Source organism: Methanosarcina baikalica, from assembly GCF_031461075.1.
GTDB lineage: Archaea > Halobacteriota > Methanosarcinia > Methanosarcinales > Methanosarcinaceae > Methanosarcina > Methanosarcina baikalica.
The window spans coordinates 20,576-43,301 of sequence record NZ_JAVKPK010000029.1 but is presented as its reverse complement, the minus strand read 5'-3'; the positions used below and the strand labels follow the sequence as shown (position 1 = coordinate 43,301).

The following is a 22,726-nucleotide window of genomic DNA, read 5'->3' as shown; positions in this document are numbered from 1 at the left end:
AAATATTCTTTTTCTTCATTAGTAAGTGATATTTTGGGACGATGACTTATGCGAGCCATGACTATTATGTAAGGAAATAATTAATATTACATTAGAAAATACTTTATATTACATTATAAATATTATATTAATTAGATATACTGAATGGAATCGATGCACTAGACCCTATTTATGCACACGATCAGCTTATCGGGGAGGTCTTTAAAACTCAACTAGCCGCAGCTCCCATTCAAAGAATTCATGTTTTTCCTCATTAAATACTTTTAAATCTTACTATAACTTTTTTATATTTTGCTATTATTATTTAAATACATCCATATTTGGATAAACCGGGTAGGGATAATAAATAATTCATAAAAAGGTCTTAAGATAGATTCGAGAATAAATATTTTAACAGATTAAGGAAAGAGTAAAAATAACAATGTTGAAGCAGCTGCGTGATTCCGAGATACAGCTTCCAATTGACAAAACTTTTCTAATAGCTATTTTTGAGCGCTATCTTCTCTTAATTCTTTTTTCGCTTTCTTCAGTTAACTCGTACAATTATATTTATAAATAATATTAAATAGCATTGAATACAATTATTAGATTTAATCAATATTTTATTACTCACTTTGTTGAAATATCAAAGTGAGTAAGTAATTGGATGGGTATTTTAAATATAGCTATTCAGTAATCATCTGAGCTATTAATGATTAAAAATGCCTAACAAACTGACCATATTTACCGGTTCTAAAGGATATATTTTTCAATGTAATCGCATGTCCTGGATAACTATATATTGTATTAATTAAAAGTCATAATAATCTTTATTGGTATATATCTTTTGCATCAGTGTACCTCCGTATCGAGTTATGGAGAATTATGGTATGTGATTGGGGAATTATATATCTAAAAAAAATGGGGAATGAGATTAAATTACTTTGAGTCTGGGGGGAATTAATTGAATAGGCAACTGAAAGTATTATTTATAGGAACTTATGTTCCAAAAGAATGTGGTATTGCTACATTTACTTCTGATCTTTTAAATTCAGTATCTGAGAAGTACAATGACGTTCATTGTGAGGTAATTGCTCTGAACGATTCTTCTGAAACTTACAATTATCCTGAAGAGGTCGTTTTTCAGATTGAAAGGGACAAGCTCGAAGATTATTACAGGGCTGCCGATTATATAAACAAATCAGATGCTCGTATCGTATGTCTCCAGCATGAATTCGGTCTTTTTGGGGGAAATGCAGGAGATTACATTTTTGCTCTTCTATCAGGAATAAACAAGCCTGTAATATCCACAATGCATACCGTAATCCGGGAACCTGAACCGGATTACCGGGCATCCACTGAAAAGCTCATAAGATATTCCGAAAAGCTGGTTGTAATGAGCCAGACTGCAGTTGATATGCTCAAAGATGTCTATAAGGCTCCTGAAGATAAAATAGAAATTATTTTCCATGGAGTTCCTGACTATCCATTTAACAACTGCGGTAAGTATAAAAAAATGCTGAATCTTAAAGGGTCTCCCCTTGTCCTTACTTTCGGCCTGTTAAGCAAGAATAAAGGTATTGAAAGCGTGCTCAACGCTCTTCCTGACGTTGTAAACCAGTATCCTGACCTTATCTACCTTGTATTGGGTGCCACTCACCCCATGGTCAAAAAGACTCAGGGAGAAGTATACAGGCAATATCTTAAGAACAAGGTCTCCGAACTCGGGCTTGAAAACAATGTAGTATTCCACGACAAATTTGTCGAAAAAGAAGAACTCTGTAATTATATCCTCGCCAGTGACATGTATGTATCTCCTTACCTTTCCAGAGAACAGATAGTAAGCGGTGCTCTCACCTATGCAATGGGTATGGGAAAAGCAATAGTATCCACTCCTTACTGGTACGCCCAGGAAATGCTTTCCGACAATCGTGGACTGCTTGTAGATTTCGGAGACACGGATAGCTTTAAAAAATCCCTGTTATACTTAATTGAAAATCCAGAAGAGTGTGATAATATGCGCAAAAAAGCATACGATTTTGGTAGAAAAATGACATGGAAAAATGTGGGCAAAGAATATAATAATGTTTTCCTTAAGGCTTTAAAGAACCACAGTGCCTACCCCAGAACACCTAACAGATTTAATTTTCTTCCAAATCAGCTGCCTGAAGCAAAACTCGATTACCTTAAGCTACTAACCGATGATGTGGGCGTTATGCAGCACACTAATCTTGGCGTACCGGCTCGCCATCATGGGTACAGTACTGATGATATGGGCAGAGCTCTCGTTGCACTCACACAGTTAATAGATAACCAAAAAAAAGCTGAAGAGTTCTGGAGGTTAATTACCACATACATGAGCTTTCTTGAACATGCCCAAACCAACACGGGTCACTTTCATAACTTCATGAACTATAAAAGAGAATTTTTAGATGAAAAAGGCAGTGAAGATACTCTCGGGCGTGCAATTTACGGGCTTGGACATGTGGTGAGCTGCCCTTACCTGTCAAAGAATATACGTACGCTTGCACATACCCTGATCAGCAAATCCAGGCATGAAATGAAAAACGTGAGCTATCCGAGGGCAAAAGCCTATACAATGTGCGGTTTATATGAGATACTCAGGGCAGGCATAGGTGCAGACGAATTTGAGTCCGTGTTCAACTCTAGTAGAGACGCTGTAAAGCCCATAGACACTCTTGTAGACAAAGACACCTTTGAATGCATATTTACCAGCCACGCGAATTTCTTGGTCGACTTATATGAGGCCAACCATAAAGAAGACTGGAACTGGTTTGAGCCCACAGTTACTTACAGTAATGCAAAACTAAGCGAATCCCTTCTACTGGCGTATAATTACACCAAAAACAGAACTTACAGAGAAATTGGCCTTGCTACCCTGGACTTTCTTACTGAGATCCAATGGAAAGGAGACTTTTTTGACATTGTTGGAAATCAGGGATGGTACTCTTACAAAGGGGAAAAGCCGATTTTTGACCAGCAGCCCATAGAGGCAGGTTATTTAACTCAGGCATATGTTTCAGCTTATGAGATTGTGCGTGAGGAAAAATATCTCGAGCTTGCGAAATACTCTTTTGAATATTTCCTTGGTAGAAACCGTTTGCAGGCTCCAATGTACGATTATTCTACAGGTGCGGTTTGTGATGGGCTCAATGTAGATGGTATGAACTCCAACCAGGGTGCAGAATCCGTAATTTGTTTCCTTATGGCTTTAAGCTCTTTAAACAAACACACAAATAAAGCTTTCAACACGACCCTGCAATCCAGACTAAGCAACGAACTGGACGATGGAGCCATGCAGAAGAGAAAAAGCCTGTTATCAGTAAACCAAGTAGAGTGAAGAAGGGGATAACATGATATGGAAAGATCATGGGGAGCTGTTTCAAAGATGTGATAAAAATCCTATACTTACTGTTCAGGATTGGCCCTATAGAGCTCATTCAGTGTTTAACCCTGCTGCCGTTATAGTTGATGGTATAACCCTATTAATGGTACGTGTCGAAGACCACAGAGGTTTTTCTCACTTTACAGTAGCAAGAAGTAAGAACGGAATTGACAATTGGGAAATTGACACCGAACCGACTTTTGCTCCTGATCCTATAAACTATCCAGAAGAAATATACGGCATTGAAGACCCGCGCATAACTTACATAGATGAGATGGAAAAATGGGCTGTAGCATATACTGCTTTTTCGGATTCAGGTCCATTAACTGCGCTTGCCTTTACAGAAAATTTTCGTAATTTTGATCGAGTAGGACCTACCCTTCCGCCTGAAAATAAAGATGCTGCTATGTTTCCTGTAAGATTTAATGGCAGGTGGGCAATGTTGCACAGGCCTGTGCCCTGTATGCAGGGTGTAAAAGCAAATATCTGGATATCCTTTTCCCCGGATATGAAATACTGGGGAGAACACGAGGTCCTTCTGTATGCTCGGGAAGGCGGGTGGTGGGATGCAAACAAGATCGGGCTATCCCCTCAGCCAATGCGTGTATCTGACGGATGGCTAATTATGTATCATGGTGTACGCCAGACAACATCTAAAGCAAGTTATCGACTTGGGTTGGCCCTTCTTGATCCTGAAGATCCCAGGAAAGTGCTTCACAGGTCTGAAGGATGGGTTTTCGGGCCTCGTGAAATGTATGAACGCAGTGGGGATGTTAATGATGTTGTTTTCCCTTGCGGATGGGTCTTAGTAGATGATGAAATCCGCATTTATTATGGAAGCGCAGATATATCCGTATCAATGGCCAGCGCAAAAGTGCACGATATTCTGGAGTATATCCATGGATGCCCTGAGAAACAATGCCCTGAAGAGTACTGCAGATGGTTTGAAGAAGATATGGGAACTTCCACTGATCCGAAAAAAGGTTCTCTTAAGTTAAGATAAAATTAAATTAAAAAATTAAATTTGGGGATGTGAGTAATTTTGGGGGTGCCGTTATAAGAATTGCGATGTTATCTCCGATTGCCTGGAGTACGCCGCCTAAAAAGTATGGGCCGTGGGAATCTGTAGTATCCTTATTGACTGAAGGGCTTGTAAAACGGGGTATTGACGTTACGCTGTTTGCAACAGCAGATTCGCATACGGCAGCCAAACTTCATGCAGTATGCCCGAGACCATACGAAGAGGACAAGGAAATCCTTGTGAAGGTTTACGAATGCCTTCACATATCAGAAGTTTTTGAGAGGGCAAACGAATTCGATATAATACATAACCATTTCGACTATCTACCTCTTACCTACAGTGCGCTTGTCGATACGCCTGTCGTAACAACAATACATGGCATCTCATCTAGAAAAACCCTGTCTGTCTATAAAAAATACAACAATAGCACTTTTTATGTATCCATAAGTGATGCCTACAGATGCCAGGAACTAGATTATATAGCAACTGTCAGGCATGGGATAGATATTGAAGGTTTTACTTTTAACGACACTCCTGAGAATTATCTGCTTTTTATATCACGTATACATAGGGATAAAGGTACAAGAGAAGCTATAGAGACTGCCAAAAAAGCAGGAATGAAGTTATTGATTGCCGGTTTTATTGCTGATTCTGAATACTTTATGAAAGAAGTTGAGCCATATATCGATAACCAGCAGATTATTTATGAAGGGCATGTTTCCCAGGAACGCAAAAAAGAGCTTTTATCAAATGCCCGCGCTCTTCTGCATATGATTAATTACGATGAGGCTTTCGGGATTGGCGTGGTTGAAGCTCTGGCCAGCGGTACACCGGTAATTGCAATGAACAGGGGTTCGATGCCTGAGCTGATAATGGATAAAGAGACCGGATTTCTGGTTAACAGCGTTGAAGAAGCCGCAGAAGCTGTGAAAATGATTGGCTCCATATCCCGCAAAAAATGCAGGGAAAATGTTGAAAAACGTTTTTCTGTCGACAGGATGGTGGATGATTATATCAAAGTTTATGAAACAATCCTGGATAAGTGCAAACGTGAGTCGGTAAGACCCTGGGGTTATTATAAGGTGCTTAGTGAGAAGCCCGGATATAAAGTCAAAAGCCTTACGGTTTTACCTGAGGGTGAAATCTCACTTCAGCGCCATGCTCATAGAAAAGAGCACTGGTACATAGTCAGTGGAAAAGGAATTGTAACTAAAAACGAGAGTAAAATCAGGGTTTTAGCCGGGGATTCTGTCGACTTTCCGGTAAAGCAGGTGCATCGTGTTAAAAATATAGACAACGAAAACCTTGTTTTCATTGAAATTTCACAGGGTGATTATCTGGGGGAAGACGACATCGAAAGGCTTGAAGACAAATACGGTAGAGAATGAGAGATTTTTTACGGATGGAAACCTGTACAGACGATGATACAGCTTGTAATATCTTTTAGCCTTGCTTAAAGTTGTAATATCTTTTAGCCTCGCTTTAAGTCTTGCTCCATCATAAGCTCTGCCAGTTTCTATTTTACATACTCTAAATTATCCTTAAGCAGGGCATTCGGAATTTTCATAAGATTTTCTGACCTGGGATGCGATTTCTTCACCAAGCCTTTCAGAGACGTTTTCCACGAAGACAGTTATGTAATTAAAAGGTACGCAGCCCAGGCTTTCCTCTCCTGATAAAATAAGCCTGATAAGGTATTCGAGTTCATATCGGGATAATAAATTGATTCTTCTCAGGAAGTCGGCTGCATCTTTTGAATAATGATTTGCCAGGGGCGGAAGTATGGAACTGTAGGGTACTCCTGAGCCTGAGCAGAGGAGATCTTTACACTCCGGAGCAACCGTTTTCAGAATGCCGATGTCTGTTTCTGAGAGTATTCTTGCCATGGTGTCACCTGATGATAAAATATGCTGGTATTTCAGAACTTTACCTGAATAAAATATGATTCTGCTTTTCTGCTATTTAATGATAAGGATCATACTCTTAAACTGTAATAAGGCTACATATCGTTCAAGGCTACATATCGTTCGCCGCATAGCTATCAGGTTAAGAAATATGGAAAATAAACGTGAAAGATTTAAAGTCTGAGGAGTGCCGAAGAATTTGAAACCATTCTTCGGATTGTCTCTCATTCAACAGTACAAACTTACTTTCTAGCTGGAATTTTACTTTACAGCCGGAATTTCACTTTACAGCCTAAATCCCATTACAGTTCAAGTTTCATCAGATCTTCAGCAAGAATCACTTCTCCTTCGAAATATCCTTTCAAGCGGTATACTGCCTCTCTTTCATGTCCCCGCATATCCGGATAGAAATGCGTAAGGCAGATGCTTCCTATTTCTTTGTTATATTCTTCCAGCATGTCTGCAAGTGTGGTTGGAGTTGTGTGATTTGTGACGTTCGTGCCTGGGGGAAATGAGCATTCGTGAATCAGAAGATCGGCTTCAGCCGCAAGGTCCATTATGTCCCTAGAGGGCTCGGTGTCTCCTGAGTAAACAAACTCTCCGTCTTCTGCAGTTACACGGTAAGCCAGAGTCGGAACACTGTGTATTGCGGCTGTGCATCTGATCTCACAGTCAAAACCTTCTGGAGTAAAGTCCTTTCCAGGGAAGATCTCAATAACATCCACGTCCACTTCTTCCATAATATATTCATAGGCACCAAGCACCTTTGAAAGCCATTCTTCTGTCCCTTCTGGCCCGTAGATCCTCATATTGGTCTTTCCGCAGAGCCAGTTTGCTTTCAGGAGGGGAAGAAGGTCAGCCACATGGTCAAGATGAAGGTGTGAGAGCAATACGGTGTCTACCTCGGTATGGGAAATGTCTGTTTCAGGAAACTTGTTCAATACTCCGCTTCCGCAATCAATCAGTAGTGGCTTTTCCTCAAGCCTCACAAGGATTCCGGACTGTACCCGACCCTTCTGCGGGATCGCAACTCCAGTGCCAAGAAATGTAATCTCCATGAGGTAGAGAATAAACTTTAAATAATTTAACTTTATTTAAAGCATGTTCACATAACGAATTTTTGCGGCTCAAAAATAACCTTTCTTTTTTCAAGCGCGAGGGTTGCCCAGCCCGGTCAAAGGCGCCGGACTTAAGATCCGGTATCGAAGGATTTCGTGGGTTCGAATCCCACCCCTCGCACTACCTTTTTTACATCGAACTTGGATTTTACCTTTTTTACTTTCTTCTATACAGGAACACCGCAAGCAAACCAGCCACTCCATAATATATTTCAAAGCTTGGTGTACTCAGGATTTTCTTTTGTTGAGTCTGTAGTTCTTTATTCGTTATGTTGTTTTCATTAGTTGTTGTAGTGTAATCAATGTTTATTTTCGATACAGTTTCAGATAGTTTTGCTATACCCATTATTGCAAATGAAGAAAACCCTGAAGTTTTGGCTGTGAAATGCAAGTACTTGTTGTCTTCCCCGACAGGTTTACTGGGAATTGCTCCCATTTTTGATTGCTGTATCTGTTAAGAGTAATGGACTCTGGATTGACATTTTTATCCTTTACCCAGGCTCTTTCAACCTTGAAACAAAAAACTGGATTTTCTATATTCTTGGAAGTTGCAAACCCGCTGTTTCCAACCCAGACATTAAAGGATTTATAAACCTCTCCAGAAGGTAGTCCGGAAACCAAGGTCGATTTTCCTTTGAGCTGTTCGGCAATGGCTGTGGTTTTGCCGGCAGTCTTCTTTGAATCAAAGTTTACATACACAACACAGGTTGCATTCTTTGCGAAATCAAACTTTACAAGTTTTCCGTTTGTAATAAATGCCTGTGAAAGTTCCTTGACTTCAACGTTTCTTGCGGGCTCTGGGGAACCGCCTGCACCTCCACTTCCACTGCTACTTCCGCTGCTGGTATGGCTGCTTCCACTATTACTGCCTCCATTTGAGTCGCTTGGTGTAAGTACATTTATTGCAGCAGTTTTTGAGTCAGTTCTATTTGCATTATTTCCTGTCAAAATAACAAAATAATTCCCTGCTGAAAAATAAGTATGAGCTGGATTCTGCTCGGTTGAATTGATTCCGTCTCCAAAGTCCCAGTTCCACCCTGTTGCGTTTTCTGAACTGTCGTTAAACTTAACAGCAAGAGGAGCATAGCCACTTGTGACATTGGCGCTAAAGTTTGCAACGGGAAGTATTACTTTTGAATCCTCTTCTAGCTGGTTTTCGGGACTAACTTTAACTATCCAAGCATCGGTGCCACTTCCCGTTTCTCCTGCAAGTACATACTCTCCATCACTAATTTCCTGGACAGAGTTAAAATTTGCATATTGACTCTCTCCTTCAAAAGTATTATTCCATTCCTCATTTCCATTTGAGTCGGTTTTAATTAGCCAAGCTTCATAATCATTAGGATTACTGGTTAGCCGTGTTTGTCCAGCAAGTATCAAACCGCCGTCTCCGGTTCTTTGAGCTGAATTGAAACGGTCTCTGTTTGGACCACCAAAGGTTTTGTTCCATTCTTCAGTTCCATTTGAATCTGTTTTTATCAGCCAGGCATCAGATTTGGCCCCAAAATCGGAAACTACACCTGCTATCACATATTCTCTAGATTCTAGCTCCTGAACAGCATATGCACAGTCAAAGTATGTTCCTCCAAAAGTTTTGTTCCATTCTTCGTTTCCTTTTGAATCCGTTTTTATTAACCAGGCATCGTAGCTATATGGATCCGAAGAATTATTATATCCTGCCATTATATATCCCCCATCGCTACTTTTGTTAACAAAAAATGCATACCCAGAGCTATTTCCTCCAAAAGTTCTATTCCATTCTTCAGTTCCTTCTGAATCCGTTTTTATCAACCAAGCATCAGAAAAACCCGCCCCAAAAGAACTGGTACCTCCTGCAAGTATATATCCTCCATCTTCAGTTTTCTGAATACAGTGCAGAGAGTCATAATCTGCTCCTCCAAAAGTCTTGTTCCATTCTTCTGTTCCATTGGAATCAGTTTTTATCAGCCAGGCATCAGAAAGACCTGCACCCAGATCTCCCCTGCTTTCCAGTGACCCTGCAAGTAAATATTCTCCGTCTTCTGATTGTTTGACAGAATATACACTATCAAGCCCTGGACCTCCAAAAGTTCTATTCCACTCTTCAACTCCATCCGAGTTTAATTTTACCAAAAAGGCAGCACTGTCCTCTTCTCCATAATCAACCAAAGTTTCTCCTGCCAGCACATATCCCCCATCTTGGGTCTCCTGAGCATAATATCCATTGTCATACTCCATACCCCCATAAATTGCACTCCATTCCTCTTGCGGTACAGCACCTGCTAAGGAGATATTTCCTACAAGCACTAAAGATAAAAAACAAAAAATAAATAAAAGATATTTTATTGTCGTCGTAATTTCCCCTACATTTTATTTAATGAATAAATGATGTCAATTTCCAGAATATCGCCTTTCCCGCTTCCTACAGGAAGTAAAAAGGATAGGGATGTTAATTTTAATTGTCTCTTCATCCCTTACAAGCAACACTACAAAGCTGCCTTCTATCCTATCGAAAGTAACTTTGAAGCTTTCTGCTTTTATCATCTTCTTTTACAAAAGAATACTCCAAGTAACCCGGTTATCCCGTATATGATACCGAAGCCCGGTATGCTTGTATTTTTCTTTCTGCTCAGGCGTCTGTTCAACATTCGCTCCTGTACTGTTTTGCTCAAAATCCTGAAGATATGACATAATTAAAATACTTGTAAAGATGTGTATTAAATATATCTGTATTATCTTCAAAAATGCTCTCCTGTGAAAAACCCTCATATTTCTACATGGCTCGCTTCGATTCAATCTCTATTCCTGAAAAAGATTCAATTCAAGAATTTATTAGGAACTGGACAACAGGAAATGTTTAAAAGTTATTGAAATGTAATCTGTATTAATTTTTTTAGGGATAAATATACTAGAATTTAAGGAGAAATATACTAGAATTTAAGGAGAAATATATGATAAATCGAATAAAAGTTCCCTTAATAATTTTAATTTTTATTTTTATAATATCCAGTTCAGCTACTGCATCGGCAAAGGAAGTTACAGTAGATGATAGTTCTGGCGCTGATTTCAGGTCAATTCAGGAAGCTGTGAATAATTCTGTACCATGGGACACAATAATCGTGAGACCTGGAACTTATACTGAAAATATTCTTGTTAATATAACAGGGCTAACTATCAGGTCAGGATTGAAAAATAGCGATGTGGAGGTAAAACCTCTGGATGAAAGTGAAAGTGTTTTTCGCATAAAAGCTGATAATGTAGCAATCAGCGGCTTCAATATAACAGGAGCCAATAAGGAGACTTTTGATCATACTACAGGTGGAATCTGCCTTGAGAATGCTACCAATTGCATGATTAAAGGGAATATTTTCATTGAAAACAAGAAGGGTGTTTTTCTCAATAGATCTAGTTATAATACCGTTTCTGAAAACTTGTTTTTTAACGATGAGCTTAACGAAGAGATATTTACGTATCAAAGCGATATGAATAATCTGACAGGTAATACCATTGAAAACGGTTATATTACGGAGGGAGCCGAGTCATCAGGCAATTTAATAGCCGGAAATAAAATTTCTAACGGCGGTATAATTATTGGCTGCTGTGGGAGAAATAATGAAGTATCAGGTAATATGATCTCAAATTGTTCCCTCGGAATTAGTGCATATGATACGGGAGTAAATTTTAGTAATAACAGGATTACTGACTGCCAATGTGGTATACATCTTTCGTTTACAGGAGGAGCAGGAGTTTATGATAATACAATATCAAACTGTGGTGTAGGGATTAGTTTAAGTGATGGCTGTCTTGGCGTTGAAATAACCAACAACACGATAATGTCCAGTTCAGAATGCGGGATTGTTGATCAGTATGACGAAGGCGGTAAACGGATCTACAATAATTATTTTAATAACACTGTAAACGTAAGGCCTGTAGCTGGCGCAGGGGGAAATACCTGGAACAGTTCACTTACTCGAGGTAATAACATTGCCGGAGGCCCTTACATTGGAGGAAACTTCTGGGCAAAACCCGATGGAACCGGATTTTCCCAGATCTGCGTGGATTTGGATGGAAATGGGATTGGAGACCTGCCTTATAAAATTTATGAGGATCCTTATAATGTCTATGAAGATGAATTTGACTATTTACCTCTTGTATCTCTGTCCAGTCCGCAAAATACAGTGACCCCCACCGCGAACTTTACAGCCAGTGTCACTAATGGTACTGCACCCCTTGTTGTCAAGTTTGCAGACCTTTCGAAAAACGCAGTTTTATGGAACTGGGACTTGGATGGTGATGGGATATCAGATTCCACAAAACAAAATCCTGTATATGCGTACAAGACTTCAGGAAACTATACCGTTAATTTGACAGTTAGCAATGGAATCAATACTAGTTCCAAACTTGTTAACATAACTGTTGGAAAAAGAGTCTCAGCCACATGGCCATTTGTATACATTACGAATAACGGTGCATTCTCTGTAATTGACACAGAGACTGGAATAGTTATATCATCTGTAAAAGTAGGGAGTGGACAAGGAGTTGCAGTCTCACCTGACGGAAAAAAGGCATATGTGGCGAACCTTGGAAGTAACAATGTATCTGTGATTGATACCGCAACAAATACCGTTATAGCTACAGTGAATGTAGGAATTGATCCTTCTAAAGTTGCAGTAACACAGGATGGATCAAAGGTATATGTGGTAAATTATGGTAGTAACAATGTTTCTGTAATTGACACCGAAATAAATACTGTTAAAGCCACAGTACCTGTAGGAAATACTCCTAGGGGAATTGCAGTAACCCCGGATGGAAAAAAGGTATATGTGGCTAACTGTGGCAACAATTCTGTCCGTGGCAATACCACATCTGTAATTGATACTGCAACAAATACTGTTATAGCTACAGTACCTGTAGGCGAACATCCCTGGGGAGTTGCAGTCACACCTGATGGAACAAAGGTATATGTGACAACTTACTACTATGTCTCTATAATTGATACAGCTACAAATGCCGTTATAGCTACGGTGGATGTAACAAGAAGACCTCAAGAAGTTATAGTCAATCCAACAGGAACAAAGGTATATGTAACTGGCGGAAATAGCTTTGTCTCTGTAATTGATACAGCTACAGGAAAAGTACTAACCACATTGAATGTAGGAAAGTATCCTGAAGAGATTGCAGTCTCACCTAATGGAAAAAAGGTATATGTGGTTACCAAGGGCAGTTATGAGAACAATTATAGCAACAATATCTCTGTAATTGACACCTCAAACGATACTGTTTCATCAATAGTGAATATTGAGGTTTCTCCTGGGGGAATTGCAATTATCCCAGAGCCTGAACCAGTATTTCCAGTAGCTAACTTCAGCAGCAATGTCAATGAGGGTTTTGCACCTCTTGTTGTAAAGTTTTACGACAGTTCAGAAAACGCAACAGAGTGGAACTGGGACTTTGGAGATGGATCTACTTCAACCGAGCAGAACCCTATGTATACCTACTCTGAAATAGGGACTTATACAGTTAACCTGACAGCAAGCAATGAAAATGGTGCGAATTCAAAACTTACCACAATAACTGTCCTAGAAGTAAGTAGCTCAAGCGGTGGGAGTAGCCACAGAAGCAGTGGTGGTGGAGGTGCTGGTGGATCTCCTGAACCTCAAAGTAATGTTGGGGCTAAAGAGATTTCACAGACTTTCATAACAAGTGGAAGCACTGTAAAGTTTGATTTCCCACAAAAGGCTACTCCTGTTTTATATTTGAGCTTCGACTCACAGAAGACAGCCGGAAAGACAACAACTATTGTTGAAATGTTGAAAGGGAAATCGACTCTGGTTACAGGATTGCCTTCTGGCGAAGTTTACAAGTACCTAAATATCTGGGTCGGAAACGGCGGTTTTGGAGATTCAAATAATATCGCAAATGTAGTCATAAATTTCAAGGTTGAAAAAAATTGGATAAAAGATAAAAGTATCGGCCAGTCTTCAATCACTCTGAACAGGTACAGTGACAAGAAATGGAACCAGCTTTCAACCAACCTGTCAGGAGAAGATGACAAATATTTGTATTTTACAGCTAAAACATCTGGATTCTCGTCCTTTGCAATAACAGGTAATTCAACAGCAAAAGAAAACAAGGACGGTATAATATCTGAAAATAATGAGGATGTAGTTTCAGATATTACACAACAGCCTTTGAATCAAGAAAATGATAGTACTTCTGAGACGAAAAGTATGAGCACTCCAGGCTTTGATATAGTTTATGCTGTCATCTGCCTGTTTGGAGTATTACTTTATAGAAGATAAAATTGGAAAATATAATGAAATAGTTAGAGTTATATCAAATCTGGCAAGCATTTAACCATGTTTGATCAAATTTGAGAGATATTTTCACTCATATATTACATTGTCAGAATACTGAGAATATTAAAGATAAGTTCAGACTGGATGGTATTATAGCTTTATATAAAATAGATATTTTAAAAAGTAATTAAAGCCGATAGAATCCCGCAATTTTAAATTTTTCACGTATGGGTATTAAAATTATTTTTTCATATTTATAATAATATAATTTTTAAGATCCGGTATCGAAGGGTTTCGTGGGTTCGAATCTCACCCCTCGCACTAATTCTATGGGTAATAGGGATCTCGAATTTTTTGTACGCTGTTTTGTAGGAATGATGCACAACCGTATTTTCTCAAAAATTGCCTAACTAAAATCAAATCTATTTTATTCTATTTAATTAATAAAAAACGAATTTTTTGTATATTATTATAAAGTAATCACATGACTTTTTATGTATTTACTGAATCTAAAAATTAATTTGGAAAATACGAGAAGAAGGTAAGATAGAGACTTATACCATTTATTCGGTAATTTAGCCCATTTATAGATTGTTTTTAATGAGCTAGTGTAATCATCATAGGAATCACAAAACCAATTAATGTAATAAATGCAGAGGTTCTTTGTAGTATCCTATCAGACTCTGATTGTTTTAGTTCATCCAACTTTTTAGAATATTCCTGATGAAATTTGTCATTATTTTTAGAAAATTCATATATTATGTTTTTTATTTCATCGAAGCGTTCTAGCATATCGTTGTTTAAACCATTTAGCCTCTCAGCCTGCATGAAATCTAATTTTTCAATAGAGACTATATTTAAACTCTCCATTTCATTCAATTTTTCCAATTCTATTTTCATTGCATTGAGGCTTGAAATAATATTATGCGAATTCAGTTCGTTTTTGAAGATATCAAAGTTTATATAACTCAACTTTTTACCGATCATCTCCAACTCGATTTTAATATCCATAGTATTATCATAGATGAGATCCAACTTACAAAATTTATTATTTATTTCGGTCTCTGGAACAACTCTAATAGTAGGCAGGTTTTCAATAATAAAACTAAAGATTCTTAGTTTCTTTCCAGTATTCTTTTCATATCTCATTAACTCAATTTTATTAAGAAGATAATCGTTTTCAGGTATATCAATTATTTTTCGTTTTAAAGAATAAGCCATATCTTCTAAAAACTGCTCTAATTCCAGAGTATCACTTATTTTTCTCTCTTGAATTTCTTTATTGATTTCCCATACAATTTCTTCTGTGGCAGTTCCTTTTGATTCCTTACATGTAGTCTTTGCTCTTTCTTGAATTTCATCGAGAAGATCTTTTAGTTTTTGATCTAGAATGGGAAGCCCTTTTCTTATTAATTCTGTAGCATATGGGGCTGTTTTTTCAGTATCCTTCATTAACTCTGAAGCAATTTCGCAGTATTTTCTGCAGGAATTAAGTTTTTCCTTCTTATCTATAAAATCTAGATTTTCTACTTCTGTTAATGCACTAGCAAGGTTCTTAATAGCTTCATAGAGAGTCTTTTTGTCATTAGACCCTCTAATTGCTTTTTTTGCTTCAGTTAGATATTTCTGTACTTGATCTTCGGTTTCATTTTCCTTAAAAATTATTGCTTGGAAAGATCTATAGAATGGAAGACAAAATTGAGATGGATTAAAATCATATGCTCTCTTTGCAGATTTTTCAAAATATTCAACAGCGAGTTCTAGTTCTTTTTTACAATCAAATTCATTTGTTGCTTGAGAAGAGTTATATATTGAGATTTTTCCAAGAGAATGATATGCACATGAACTCACATATGTATGTTCATCTGATTCTAGCCTTTTTAAATCCTTCAATGCACGTTTTTTACCAGGCAAATAAGGAAATATAAAACCTATTGACTCAGCTATATGTCTTCTTGTAAGACTTTCCTTATCAAGTGTTAATGTGTGTAAGTCATCTGAAGCTTGCTGTTGCTGTTTTATCGATATATAAGGAAACGTGTGTCGAAAAGTTTCTGCAGCACCACTTCTTACAAGCCCATTATTGTCATATACTAATCTATTAATATCTTTCCAAGCTTGTTTCTTGTCTTCATCAGATAAACGACTAAAAATAAGTCCGATTGAAGGTCCTGAGAACCATCTTACATCATTATCATCATCAGAACTTAATCTGTGGAGTATAATCCAAGCTTGATGTTTATCTGGGGCGGAATCAAACAAAGTAGTGATTGAATATGGTATGCCACTTTTGACTCTCGCATCCCCTTCAAAAGCCATTTTACGTATATCATTCCATGCTTTTTCTTTATTTGGAGTATATAAATAGGCATCACCTAATTCCCCTGATGCAGTAGTACTCACAATATAATTTTTGTCATTTGTCAATCTTACTAAAACATCCCAGACTTTTTGTTTATCTACTAAATAAGGAAGAGCAGAATGAATACTTTCTACCACGCCTTTTCTTATTACATCCTTTTCATCTTCTAAGAGTTTAATAATATCTTCAGATGCTTGTTTTTTGTCTGGAATATATTGAAAAGCCCATCCTAACGATTTTGCTGCTGTAGGATCTTTTTTGTCTACAGCCAATTCACGTAAAATTTCCCATGCGTCTTTTTTGTCTGTGTCTGGTATGTCTTGAAAAACAGATCCTAAGATTTCTATTGCATTCCATTGAACATAAGAGTCCTTATCAAAAATTAGCTCGCGTAAATCTTCCCATGCTTTTTGTTTATCCAGTTGGTATTGAAAAACGGATCTAAGCATACTCTTTGCTTCACTTCTCAGATCATAAAATTCGCTACTTGTCAGCAGTATAATCAAATTTTTCCATACTTTTTCTTTATCAGGCACATCTTGAATTACTGTACCAAGTGCTTTTGATACTTCACTTCTAACATCTCTATCTTCACTTGAAATTAACTTAATTAACTCATCCCATGCCCTCTGTTTATCTGGTAATAAGTCAAAATACAACCCGACTTCACACACTGCGTTTCTACTTTTTTCGGGATTATCACAAAAACATTTTCTGAGAAGCTCATCCTGATCCATTTTCAATTTCCCTACACCATAAGTTCCTATAAAACTTAAAGTTCAAAACGGTTTCTTTTTGGTTGTTGTTTAACTTGGTTGTTGTTTAACTTGGTTGTTGTGTAACTCAAATTATTGAGATTATGGATTTCTTAATGCATTATTTCATTTATAAGAAAAAAATACTCTCTTTTTGGTTTTAGGAATTCATTATCAACATTTGTTTAAAAATTTTTGAATTTTCTTGAAAAAAAATTCTTTGTGAAAAAAAACCAGTTTTAGAAAAACAGTTCTTTAAAAAAAGTTTAAAAAGAGTTAAAAAACTTAAAAAAGCTTAAAAAAGAGTTTAAAAAAGAGTTTTTTGTAAAAAAACTTTTAGTTTTTTTTTCTTTAACCCCAAATTTTAAAACTTAGCCTCTAACCTTAAAAATTAAAACCCTCTCAAGCCTTAACCTGGCCCCTAGAAACCAAGTTTTCCCAAGCTTTGACTCTCTCTAAAACATGGCTGTTGAGAGTGAAAGGTTTATCACTTTTTGCGTTTTGTTTCATGTAATGTAAAGTTCCCTTCGAAAAACCTAGTTTTTTCCAATCAACATAAGAAATGTTAAGGATTTTTTGCCTAATTTCTTGAGAATCAACCCTAAAAACCCCAAATTCAGGATTAACAAAATCAAGTTTTTTGATTTTTTTTCTGTTAAATAATGGCTTAACTCCTAGTTTTTAAGAGTAAAACAGATCCCCAAGTTGTTTGTTTATCTCCATAGTCTACAGTTTTGTTTAACATATTCGAAAACTCATTAACTATTTTTTTAGCCCCAGGCCCCTTTAACCTTAGATTATAATTCTCAGTTATAATGAAATCTTTTTTATCCATTGTACCATTTTCAACTAAATTTACAACTGCTAAGTTGGGGCTAAAAATGAGGAGTTTTTTGAGGATATTTGTTTGGGATGGGTATTACAGAGATTATACAAATACACTTGTTTCCTTCGACGAGGAGCCGGTAAATGCAAAAAAATAGTAAGAAACATATATCTAAACTAATTTAGCGTTAGATGATTGCGATTTTAAACAAAAACAAATCAAAGAATTTTATTATTATAAAAACACGATTTATAAAAATTAGAAGTAGTAAGTAAGCTGTTAACTTTATTAAATTTATTTAAGAATTAAAGTCTTATGAACCCACATCTTCTCAACACAGCCACTACCCTTGATAGTCATACAACTAATATAATAACCAGTCTTTGGAAACTTGTGTACCGGATTTTTTAGTGATGAAGTAATTTGTGTTCCTGAGAGAGAGGTTCCATCTCCAAAGTCCCATCTGATATATGTCTCATCACCTGTTGATCGATCCTTAAATTGTACTACTCGTGGATCATTTGAAACGGCTACAGCCGTATAATCAATACGATTATCTCCGCAGGCGCAGGATAGACGTGATGTCGCTGGCGGAGTTCCTGCACCAAGAGGAGTCGGGTATATAGTAAGTTTTGCAGAGGCTTCTGCAGACAATAAAGTCAACATCATTAATATAGTGAAAAGAGATACTGTTATTTTCCATATAGACTTTCCATTATTTTTCATTTTATTCCTCCTGTTTTTTTTATAAGTTTGATCGGGGAACACCCGTACAAAAATCCTAGGGAAAATTATCATATAAGCATACTTATTTTCAGGAGATTAAATAAAAAACGCGAGGCAAATTTAAAGCTTTATAAAGCTTTATCTTTTTATCTAAAAGATTATGACATTATAAATTCATTCAATACTCTTCTCAATTGTTACAATCTTAAAAACAAGGATTATGAGAAGGTTATTCTCAACATACCTCTTAGCCCCCCTCATTAATCCCCCTAATCTGCTCTGTATACACGTCACAGCTCCCCCCACTCAAACGGAGTCTAAAAAGAGTGATAACAGCCAAGGGAAATAGTCTGAGATTGGTTAATAGAAGAAATAACCGGGTCGTTGTGAGGCATCGAATCTCCAACCGTACTCCAACCGTACTCCAACCGTAACTAAATAAGATCCCATCTTGCTTCAATTATTACAAGCTTGAAAACAAGGATTAATAAAATAGTCAGTCACTTTCAACTGGTTTGTTTCGGTTGCAGGAGCGTAGTCCTGGTTACCATCTAACTGTCATTGGAACTTTTTTTGAGTTTCCAGGACAAAACTTCTAAACATTTAAAAAATAATTTATCCCGGTTCATTCTTACTTATATAATTTTTGCTAATAAGGCTAAGTTTAAGAAAATATAAAAATATTAATAAAATATAATTGGGATTATTTGATTTTTAACTTAAAATTAGTGCCCCTATATACCAGTCGGTTGTAAACCTAAAACATATAATATAAATTAATTATATTATTTTTTTAAATATGTCCTTGGTAATTGAGATGTAATTACTTGGGAAGAAAAATCTTTTAAATTCTAAAAATATATCATTCTGTTCAAGAGCATGTCTTTTTAAATTCATTTTAATAGTTATTATTCAGATAGTACTAATTTTTTCTGATTTAATTTATTTCCAAAACTTCAACCAGGTTTATTGTTCTCACTGATCTCCGGCAATAGCTTCGTGGAATTCGAAGTCACATTAGAAAACTCCAACCCTACGTTTTTTTGGGAGAAAATTACAACTTATCAAAAATCAAAAAACCATAATCGGGATATGCTAAAAAAAGTGATATTGCGATTGTCCCGTTACAGGTGCCAGTAGACTTTTTGTCTTACTGTGATGTATGAAATATTCTCGTGCATCGCAGCCCCAACGGCAAAAAGCTTTGCAATGACTGTGTCCATCGTTATGTTGCAGTAGTCATTTTAGCATTAATATATTATTAACTGAAGACAAATGAAGTCCTATTTAACTATAAGATGGAATAATACGGAAAAAAGTAGCTATGTATCAATTTCTTTTGATATCTATCCTAAGGGTTTTTAAAACTTAAGTTTATATTACTGGTTATATTCGTTTTTTATCGGTTATATTCGCTTTGAAATTTAATTAATTAAGGAGGCTGGGAAATGAAAGAACAAAATAATGTGGTGCAGGAAGAGGTCCTTGAAAATAACTCAAAAGATAATGATGAAGACCTTCTGTATACTCATAAACCTGAAAATAGAGGTAGCAGCATGCAGTGGAACTCTGCTTTTTGCAGAAAGCCCGGTCATTGAACTTTATTATATCTCTAGTTATTTAGGGGGTTGATTTTAATGTCATTTTTGAACGAAATGCTACCTGAAACTTCGGAAGCGTTCGGACAGATGAGAAATTCCATTTTTAAAGATGGTTATCTGGACCTCAAAACCAAAGAACTTATAGCTGTTGCCTCTTCTGTCCTTATGCGCTGCCAGTTTTGCGTTGATGCGCATTCGCACAGAGCGATTACTGCAGGGGCCACAAAGGAGGAGATCGCAGAAGCCATTTCAGTTGCAATGTTTGTTGCTGCTGGTTCACAGATAGGATGGACGAATATATACGGGGAAAATATATACGATAAAATCTTTAAAAAAGATAAGGAAGAAGAAGACTGCGGATGTTGCTGTGGCGACTGAAAAATCCCAGTTATTTTCATTTTTATATTTATATTTATATTTATTCTCTCTAACTTAACTTAGTTTATTCTGATTTTTTGCTATGCAGTTGCGTAATAATGTTAAAAATATTTCCAAATTCGGGATTCAGTCTGTAAAAATGCCATTTTGAACTGCTGTAGGCTTCCACGATCCCGCAGGTTTTCAGGATTGTCAGGTGGTGGGAAACCAGGTTCTGTCTTTCATTTAGTTTAAATATCAGCTCGCAAACGCAGTGGTCTCTCTGGGAGAGAAAATAAGCAATCTTCAACCTTATAGGATGCCCGAGAGCACTGAATATCTCGCTGGCTTTTTTTATGTCATTGTCCAGGAAATCGATTTCCTGAAGCATTTTCTCTTCCCATTCCTTCTTTTTCTCAGGGTCGGCAGGACAACAATAATTCATAAATAAAATAAGTTAAGCTTTCTAAATAAGGACTTCCATATCAATTTTGTTTGATATCTAATATGCTGTTATTTATACTCAATCTTTTTCTGGACTTTACCTCTGGATATTCGAGATCTTATTCGATCATATCTACCATTTGGTTGAGTCTGTTGTAGATGAGATATATCAGTAAATAAAATTGATCACAGGGCTGTTTAAAAATACGGTTAGGACAGCTAAAGATCCAGGATTAATATGTCTTGAGCAATTACGCATTTATAGGTCGATAGTAAAAGCTTCTGCGTCAAAAAAAGTAAAAATGTAGCCGAGAATATTCTTTCTTTAGTTACCGCACCTACAGATGAGATTATAACTGTCGATATAGCAATTGAATTGTTAACTATTCCACCAAACGGAATAACGGTTCATCTGAATGAATACGGTTTCATTAAGGTATTTCGGATAGTTTCCAAAGATGGTGATACGCAATACGAGCTACAGGTGTACTGGATATGCAGGAAGAAAAAATGGGATTACGTGGTTTGAAACAAAGTGGAGCACTACAAGACATACTGTTAATCAATTTCTAACAAGGTAAACGTATTCCTTAGTGTAAAAATTGTGAAAATTCAAAAGTTGCATGCAACAGGCAACCGCGTAAATCCTATTATAATTCCTTAAAGCTTATTCTTGAATGCGTACTCTCTTGAGCTTAAGGTAAACCAGTAGTATTCCAATGAAAATACCAAAGATTATATATTTTATGATTTTTTTTATACTTATCAAATCCATCGACCCCATATTTTTTATATAGTTACTATTGCAATACATCTATACAAGCTTTCCCGCAAAGATCTCTAATGTGCCTGGATCTGAGTTTCAGGTTTTCTTTTTTATTTGTCTTTTTTGCTATCATACGACGGTACACAAAACACAGATTTTCAGAATTAATGCCTTGGCTATGTATTTATTATGCAGGCAATCTACAACTCAATAGAAATTACAAAAGGGATAATAAAGCTTTAATTGAATACAGTAGTGTTATTTTGTAAAAATTCATAGAGGGAAACCATGAAGATAGTCGGAATATCGTCAAGCCCAAGAGGCCAAAACAGCAATACTTTAAAACTGCTGGAAGCAGCTCTGGACGGAGCCGTAAAAACAGGAGCTAAGATCGAATCCATAGATATTGCGAAGATGAAAATCAAATACTGCACTGCATGCAATTCCTGTCATGAGACAGGGGTATGTATAATAAAAGACGATTATAATGTTGTACTGGAAAAACTGCTGGCTGCGGACGGCATAATTCTGAGCAGTCCCAATTACATAACAAACATAACAGCCCAGCTCAAAACTATGTTCGATAGAAGCCCTCGTGTTATTCATGAACAGCTCTTTGATGGGAAATACGGCATTTCCTTAACAACTGCAGGCAGCGGTGAAGTCGATTTTGTCCTTGGTATTATGGATAATTTTATGATACACTGCGGAGGCAACACTATAGGGGGAGTTGGCTACTCTATGTCTCAGGGTCCTTCAGCAATGGAAGCAGCCATTGAAAAATCGCGTGAAATGGGCAAAGACCTTGTTAAAGCGATAAAAGAGAATAAGGAATACCCGGAACAGGAAGCCATGCATGAAGCCTGGAGAGCGCGGTTCAAATACGTTATCTTTGCCAACAAAGAACACTGGGTACACAACTGTGATTACTGGATGGAAAAGGGCTGGATGAAAGAATAATGAAAGATGGAAGAATGATTCATCGAGTAGTTACATTATTTGGCCTTGTAACTATAGTTCGAGTGTTTTCCTGCCCAGGTAACAATAGTACTGAGAGTAATAAATAATTTATTAGAAACTCTCGCGAAGCTAGTGCTTTCGTTTTTATCTGCTGTACGCAGGCAGGCTCAAGTGGGGTCCGGCACGTGGAAAGAAAGAGCGCGATATACTATTACATGTATGG

15 protein-coding genes, 1 tRNA gene and 1 pseudogene are annotated in these 22,726 nt (G+C 36.9%); 8 read left to right on the top strand and 9 right to left on the bottom strand.

What is annotated here, in order from left to right:
* Positions 1 to 943 precede the first annotated feature (943 nt).
* From RG963_RS08720 to RG963_RS08710, 3 genes are read left to right on the top strand one after another with little or no spacing between them, the layout of a single operon-like run.
* Positions 944 to 3,340, top strand: a complete 2,397-nt coding sequence (locus RG963_RS08720; protein WP_310575876.1) for a glycosyltransferase family 4 protein — start codon at positions 944 to 946, stop codon at positions 3,338 to 3,340.
* Positions 3,341 to 3,353: 13 nt separating this feature from the next.
* Positions 3,354 to 4,388 carry a glycoside hydrolase family 130 protein gene (locus tag RG963_RS08715; protein WP_310575875.1) on the top strand — a complete coding sequence of 345 codons (1,035 nt, stop codon included), beginning with the start codon at positions 3,354 to 3,356 and terminating at the stop codon, positions 4,386 to 4,388.
* 29 nt (positions 4,389 to 4,417) lie between these two features.
* Positions 4,418 to 5,794, top strand: a complete 1,377-nt coding sequence (locus RG963_RS08710) for a glycosyltransferase (protein WP_310575874.1) — start codon at positions 4,418 to 4,420, stop codon at positions 5,792 to 5,794.
* Between the two features lie 153 nt (positions 5,795 to 5,947).
* Here RG963_RS08710 and RG963_RS08705 read toward each other — a convergent pair whose 3' ends face one another.
* Positions 5,948 to 6,292: a hypothetical protein gene (locus RG963_RS08705; RefSeq protein WP_310575873.1), complete on the bottom strand. Its 345-nt coding sequence runs from the start codon at positions 6,290 to 6,292 to the stop codon at positions 5,948 to 5,950.
* 320 nt (positions 6,293 to 6,612) lie between these two features.
* Positions 6,613 to 7,368 carry an MBL fold metallo-hydrolase gene (locus tag RG963_RS08700; RefSeq protein WP_310575872.1) on the bottom strand — a complete coding sequence of 252 codons (756 nt, stop codon included), beginning with the start codon at positions 7,366 to 7,368 and terminating at the stop codon, positions 6,613 to 6,615.
* A gap of 96 nt (positions 7,369 to 7,464) precedes the next feature.
* Here RG963_RS08700 and RG963_RS08695 point away from each other — a divergent pair.
* Positions 7,465 to 7,549 (top strand) — tRNA-Leu (locus RG963_RS08695).
* A gap of 36 nt (positions 7,550 to 7,585) precedes the next feature.
* On the opposite strand, the gene RG963_RS08690 is transcribed toward RG963_RS08695, so the two are convergent.
* The 3 genes and pseudogenes from RG963_RS08690 to RG963_RS16560 all read right to left on the bottom strand — a co-directional run bounded on the left by RG963_RS08690 (position 7,586) and on the right by RG963_RS16560 (position 10,055).
* Positions 7,586 to 7,774: a PGF-CTERM sorting domain-containing protein gene (locus RG963_RS08690; protein WP_310575871.1), complete on the bottom strand. Its 189-nt coding sequence runs from the start codon at positions 7,772 to 7,774 to the stop codon at positions 7,586 to 7,588.
* Between the two features lie 54 nt (positions 7,775 to 7,828).
* Positions 7,829 to 9,111 (bottom strand): annotated as a pseudogene (locus tag RG963_RS08685) (PGF-pre-PGF domain-containing protein); the annotation flags it as partial.
* 836 nt (positions 9,112 to 9,947) lie between these two features.
* Positions 9,948 to 10,055, bottom strand: a complete 108-nt coding sequence (locus tag RG963_RS16560) for a PGF-CTERM sorting domain-containing protein (RefSeq protein WP_396654705.1) — start codon at positions 10,053 to 10,055, stop codon at positions 9,948 to 9,950.
* Positions 10,056 to 10,358: 303 nt separating this feature from the next.
* Between RG963_RS16560 and RG963_RS08680 the strand changes: the two genes are divergently transcribed.
* A complete protein-coding gene (locus tag RG963_RS08680) occupies positions 10,359 to 13,709 on the top strand; it encodes a PGF-pre-PGF domain-containing protein (protein ID WP_310575869.1) in 3,351 nt (1,116 codons plus the stop codon).
* Between the two features lie 594 nt (positions 13,710 to 14,303).
* On the opposite strand, the gene RG963_RS08675 is transcribed toward RG963_RS08680, so the two are convergent.
* From RG963_RS08675 to RG963_RS08665, 3 genes are all read right to left on the bottom strand, one after another.
* Positions 14,304 to 16,811 carry a HEAT repeat domain-containing protein gene (locus tag RG963_RS08675; protein WP_396654704.1) on the bottom strand — a complete coding sequence of 836 codons (2,508 nt, stop codon included), beginning with the start codon at positions 16,809 to 16,811 and terminating at the stop codon, positions 14,304 to 14,306.
* Between the two features lie 679 nt (positions 16,812 to 17,490).
* Positions 17,491 to 17,658 carry a hypothetical protein gene (locus RG963_RS08670; RefSeq protein ID WP_310575868.1) on the bottom strand — a complete coding sequence of 56 codons (168 nt, stop codon included), beginning with the start codon at positions 17,656 to 17,658 and terminating at the stop codon, positions 17,491 to 17,493.
* 285 nt (positions 17,659 to 17,943) lie between these two features.
* Positions 17,944 to 18,375 carry a PKD domain-containing protein gene (locus RG963_RS08665; RefSeq protein ID WP_310575867.1) on the bottom strand — a complete coding sequence of 144 codons (432 nt, stop codon included), beginning with the start codon at positions 18,373 to 18,375 and terminating at the stop codon, positions 17,944 to 17,946.
* A 1,448-nt stretch (positions 18,376 to 19,823) separates the two neighbouring features.
* On the opposite strand from RG963_RS08665, the gene RG963_RS08660 reads away from it, so the two are divergent.
* On the top strand, positions 19,824 to 19,973 hold the full coding sequence (locus RG963_RS08660) for a hypothetical protein (RefSeq protein WP_310575866.1): 150 nt from the start codon (positions 19,824 to 19,826) through the stop codon (positions 19,971 to 19,973).
* Positions 19,974 to 20,012: 39 nt separating this feature from the next.
* The gene (locus RG963_RS08655; RefSeq protein WP_310575865.1) at positions 20,013 to 20,354 is read left to right on the top strand and encodes a carboxymuconolactone decarboxylase family protein; all 342 of its coding nucleotides are present in this window, start codon (positions 20,013 to 20,015) and stop codon (positions 20,352 to 20,354) included.
* 64 nt (positions 20,355 to 20,418) lie between these two features.
* Here RG963_RS08655 and RG963_RS08650 read toward each other — a convergent pair whose 3' ends face one another.
* Complete coding sequence (locus RG963_RS08650; protein ID WP_310575864.1) at positions 20,419 to 20,778, bottom strand: ArsR/SmtB family transcription factor; 360 nt, start codon at positions 20,776 to 20,778, stop codon at positions 20,419 to 20,421.
* Positions 20,779 to 21,831: 1,053 nt separating this feature from the next.
* Here RG963_RS08650 and RG963_RS08645 point away from each other — a divergent pair.
* Positions 21,832 to 22,503 (top strand): flavodoxin family protein, encoded by a 672-nt coding sequence (locus RG963_RS08645; protein ID WP_310575863.1) that lies wholly within the window; start codon positions 21,832 to 21,834, stop codon positions 22,501 to 22,503.
* Positions 22,504 to 22,726 lie beyond the last annotated feature (223 nt).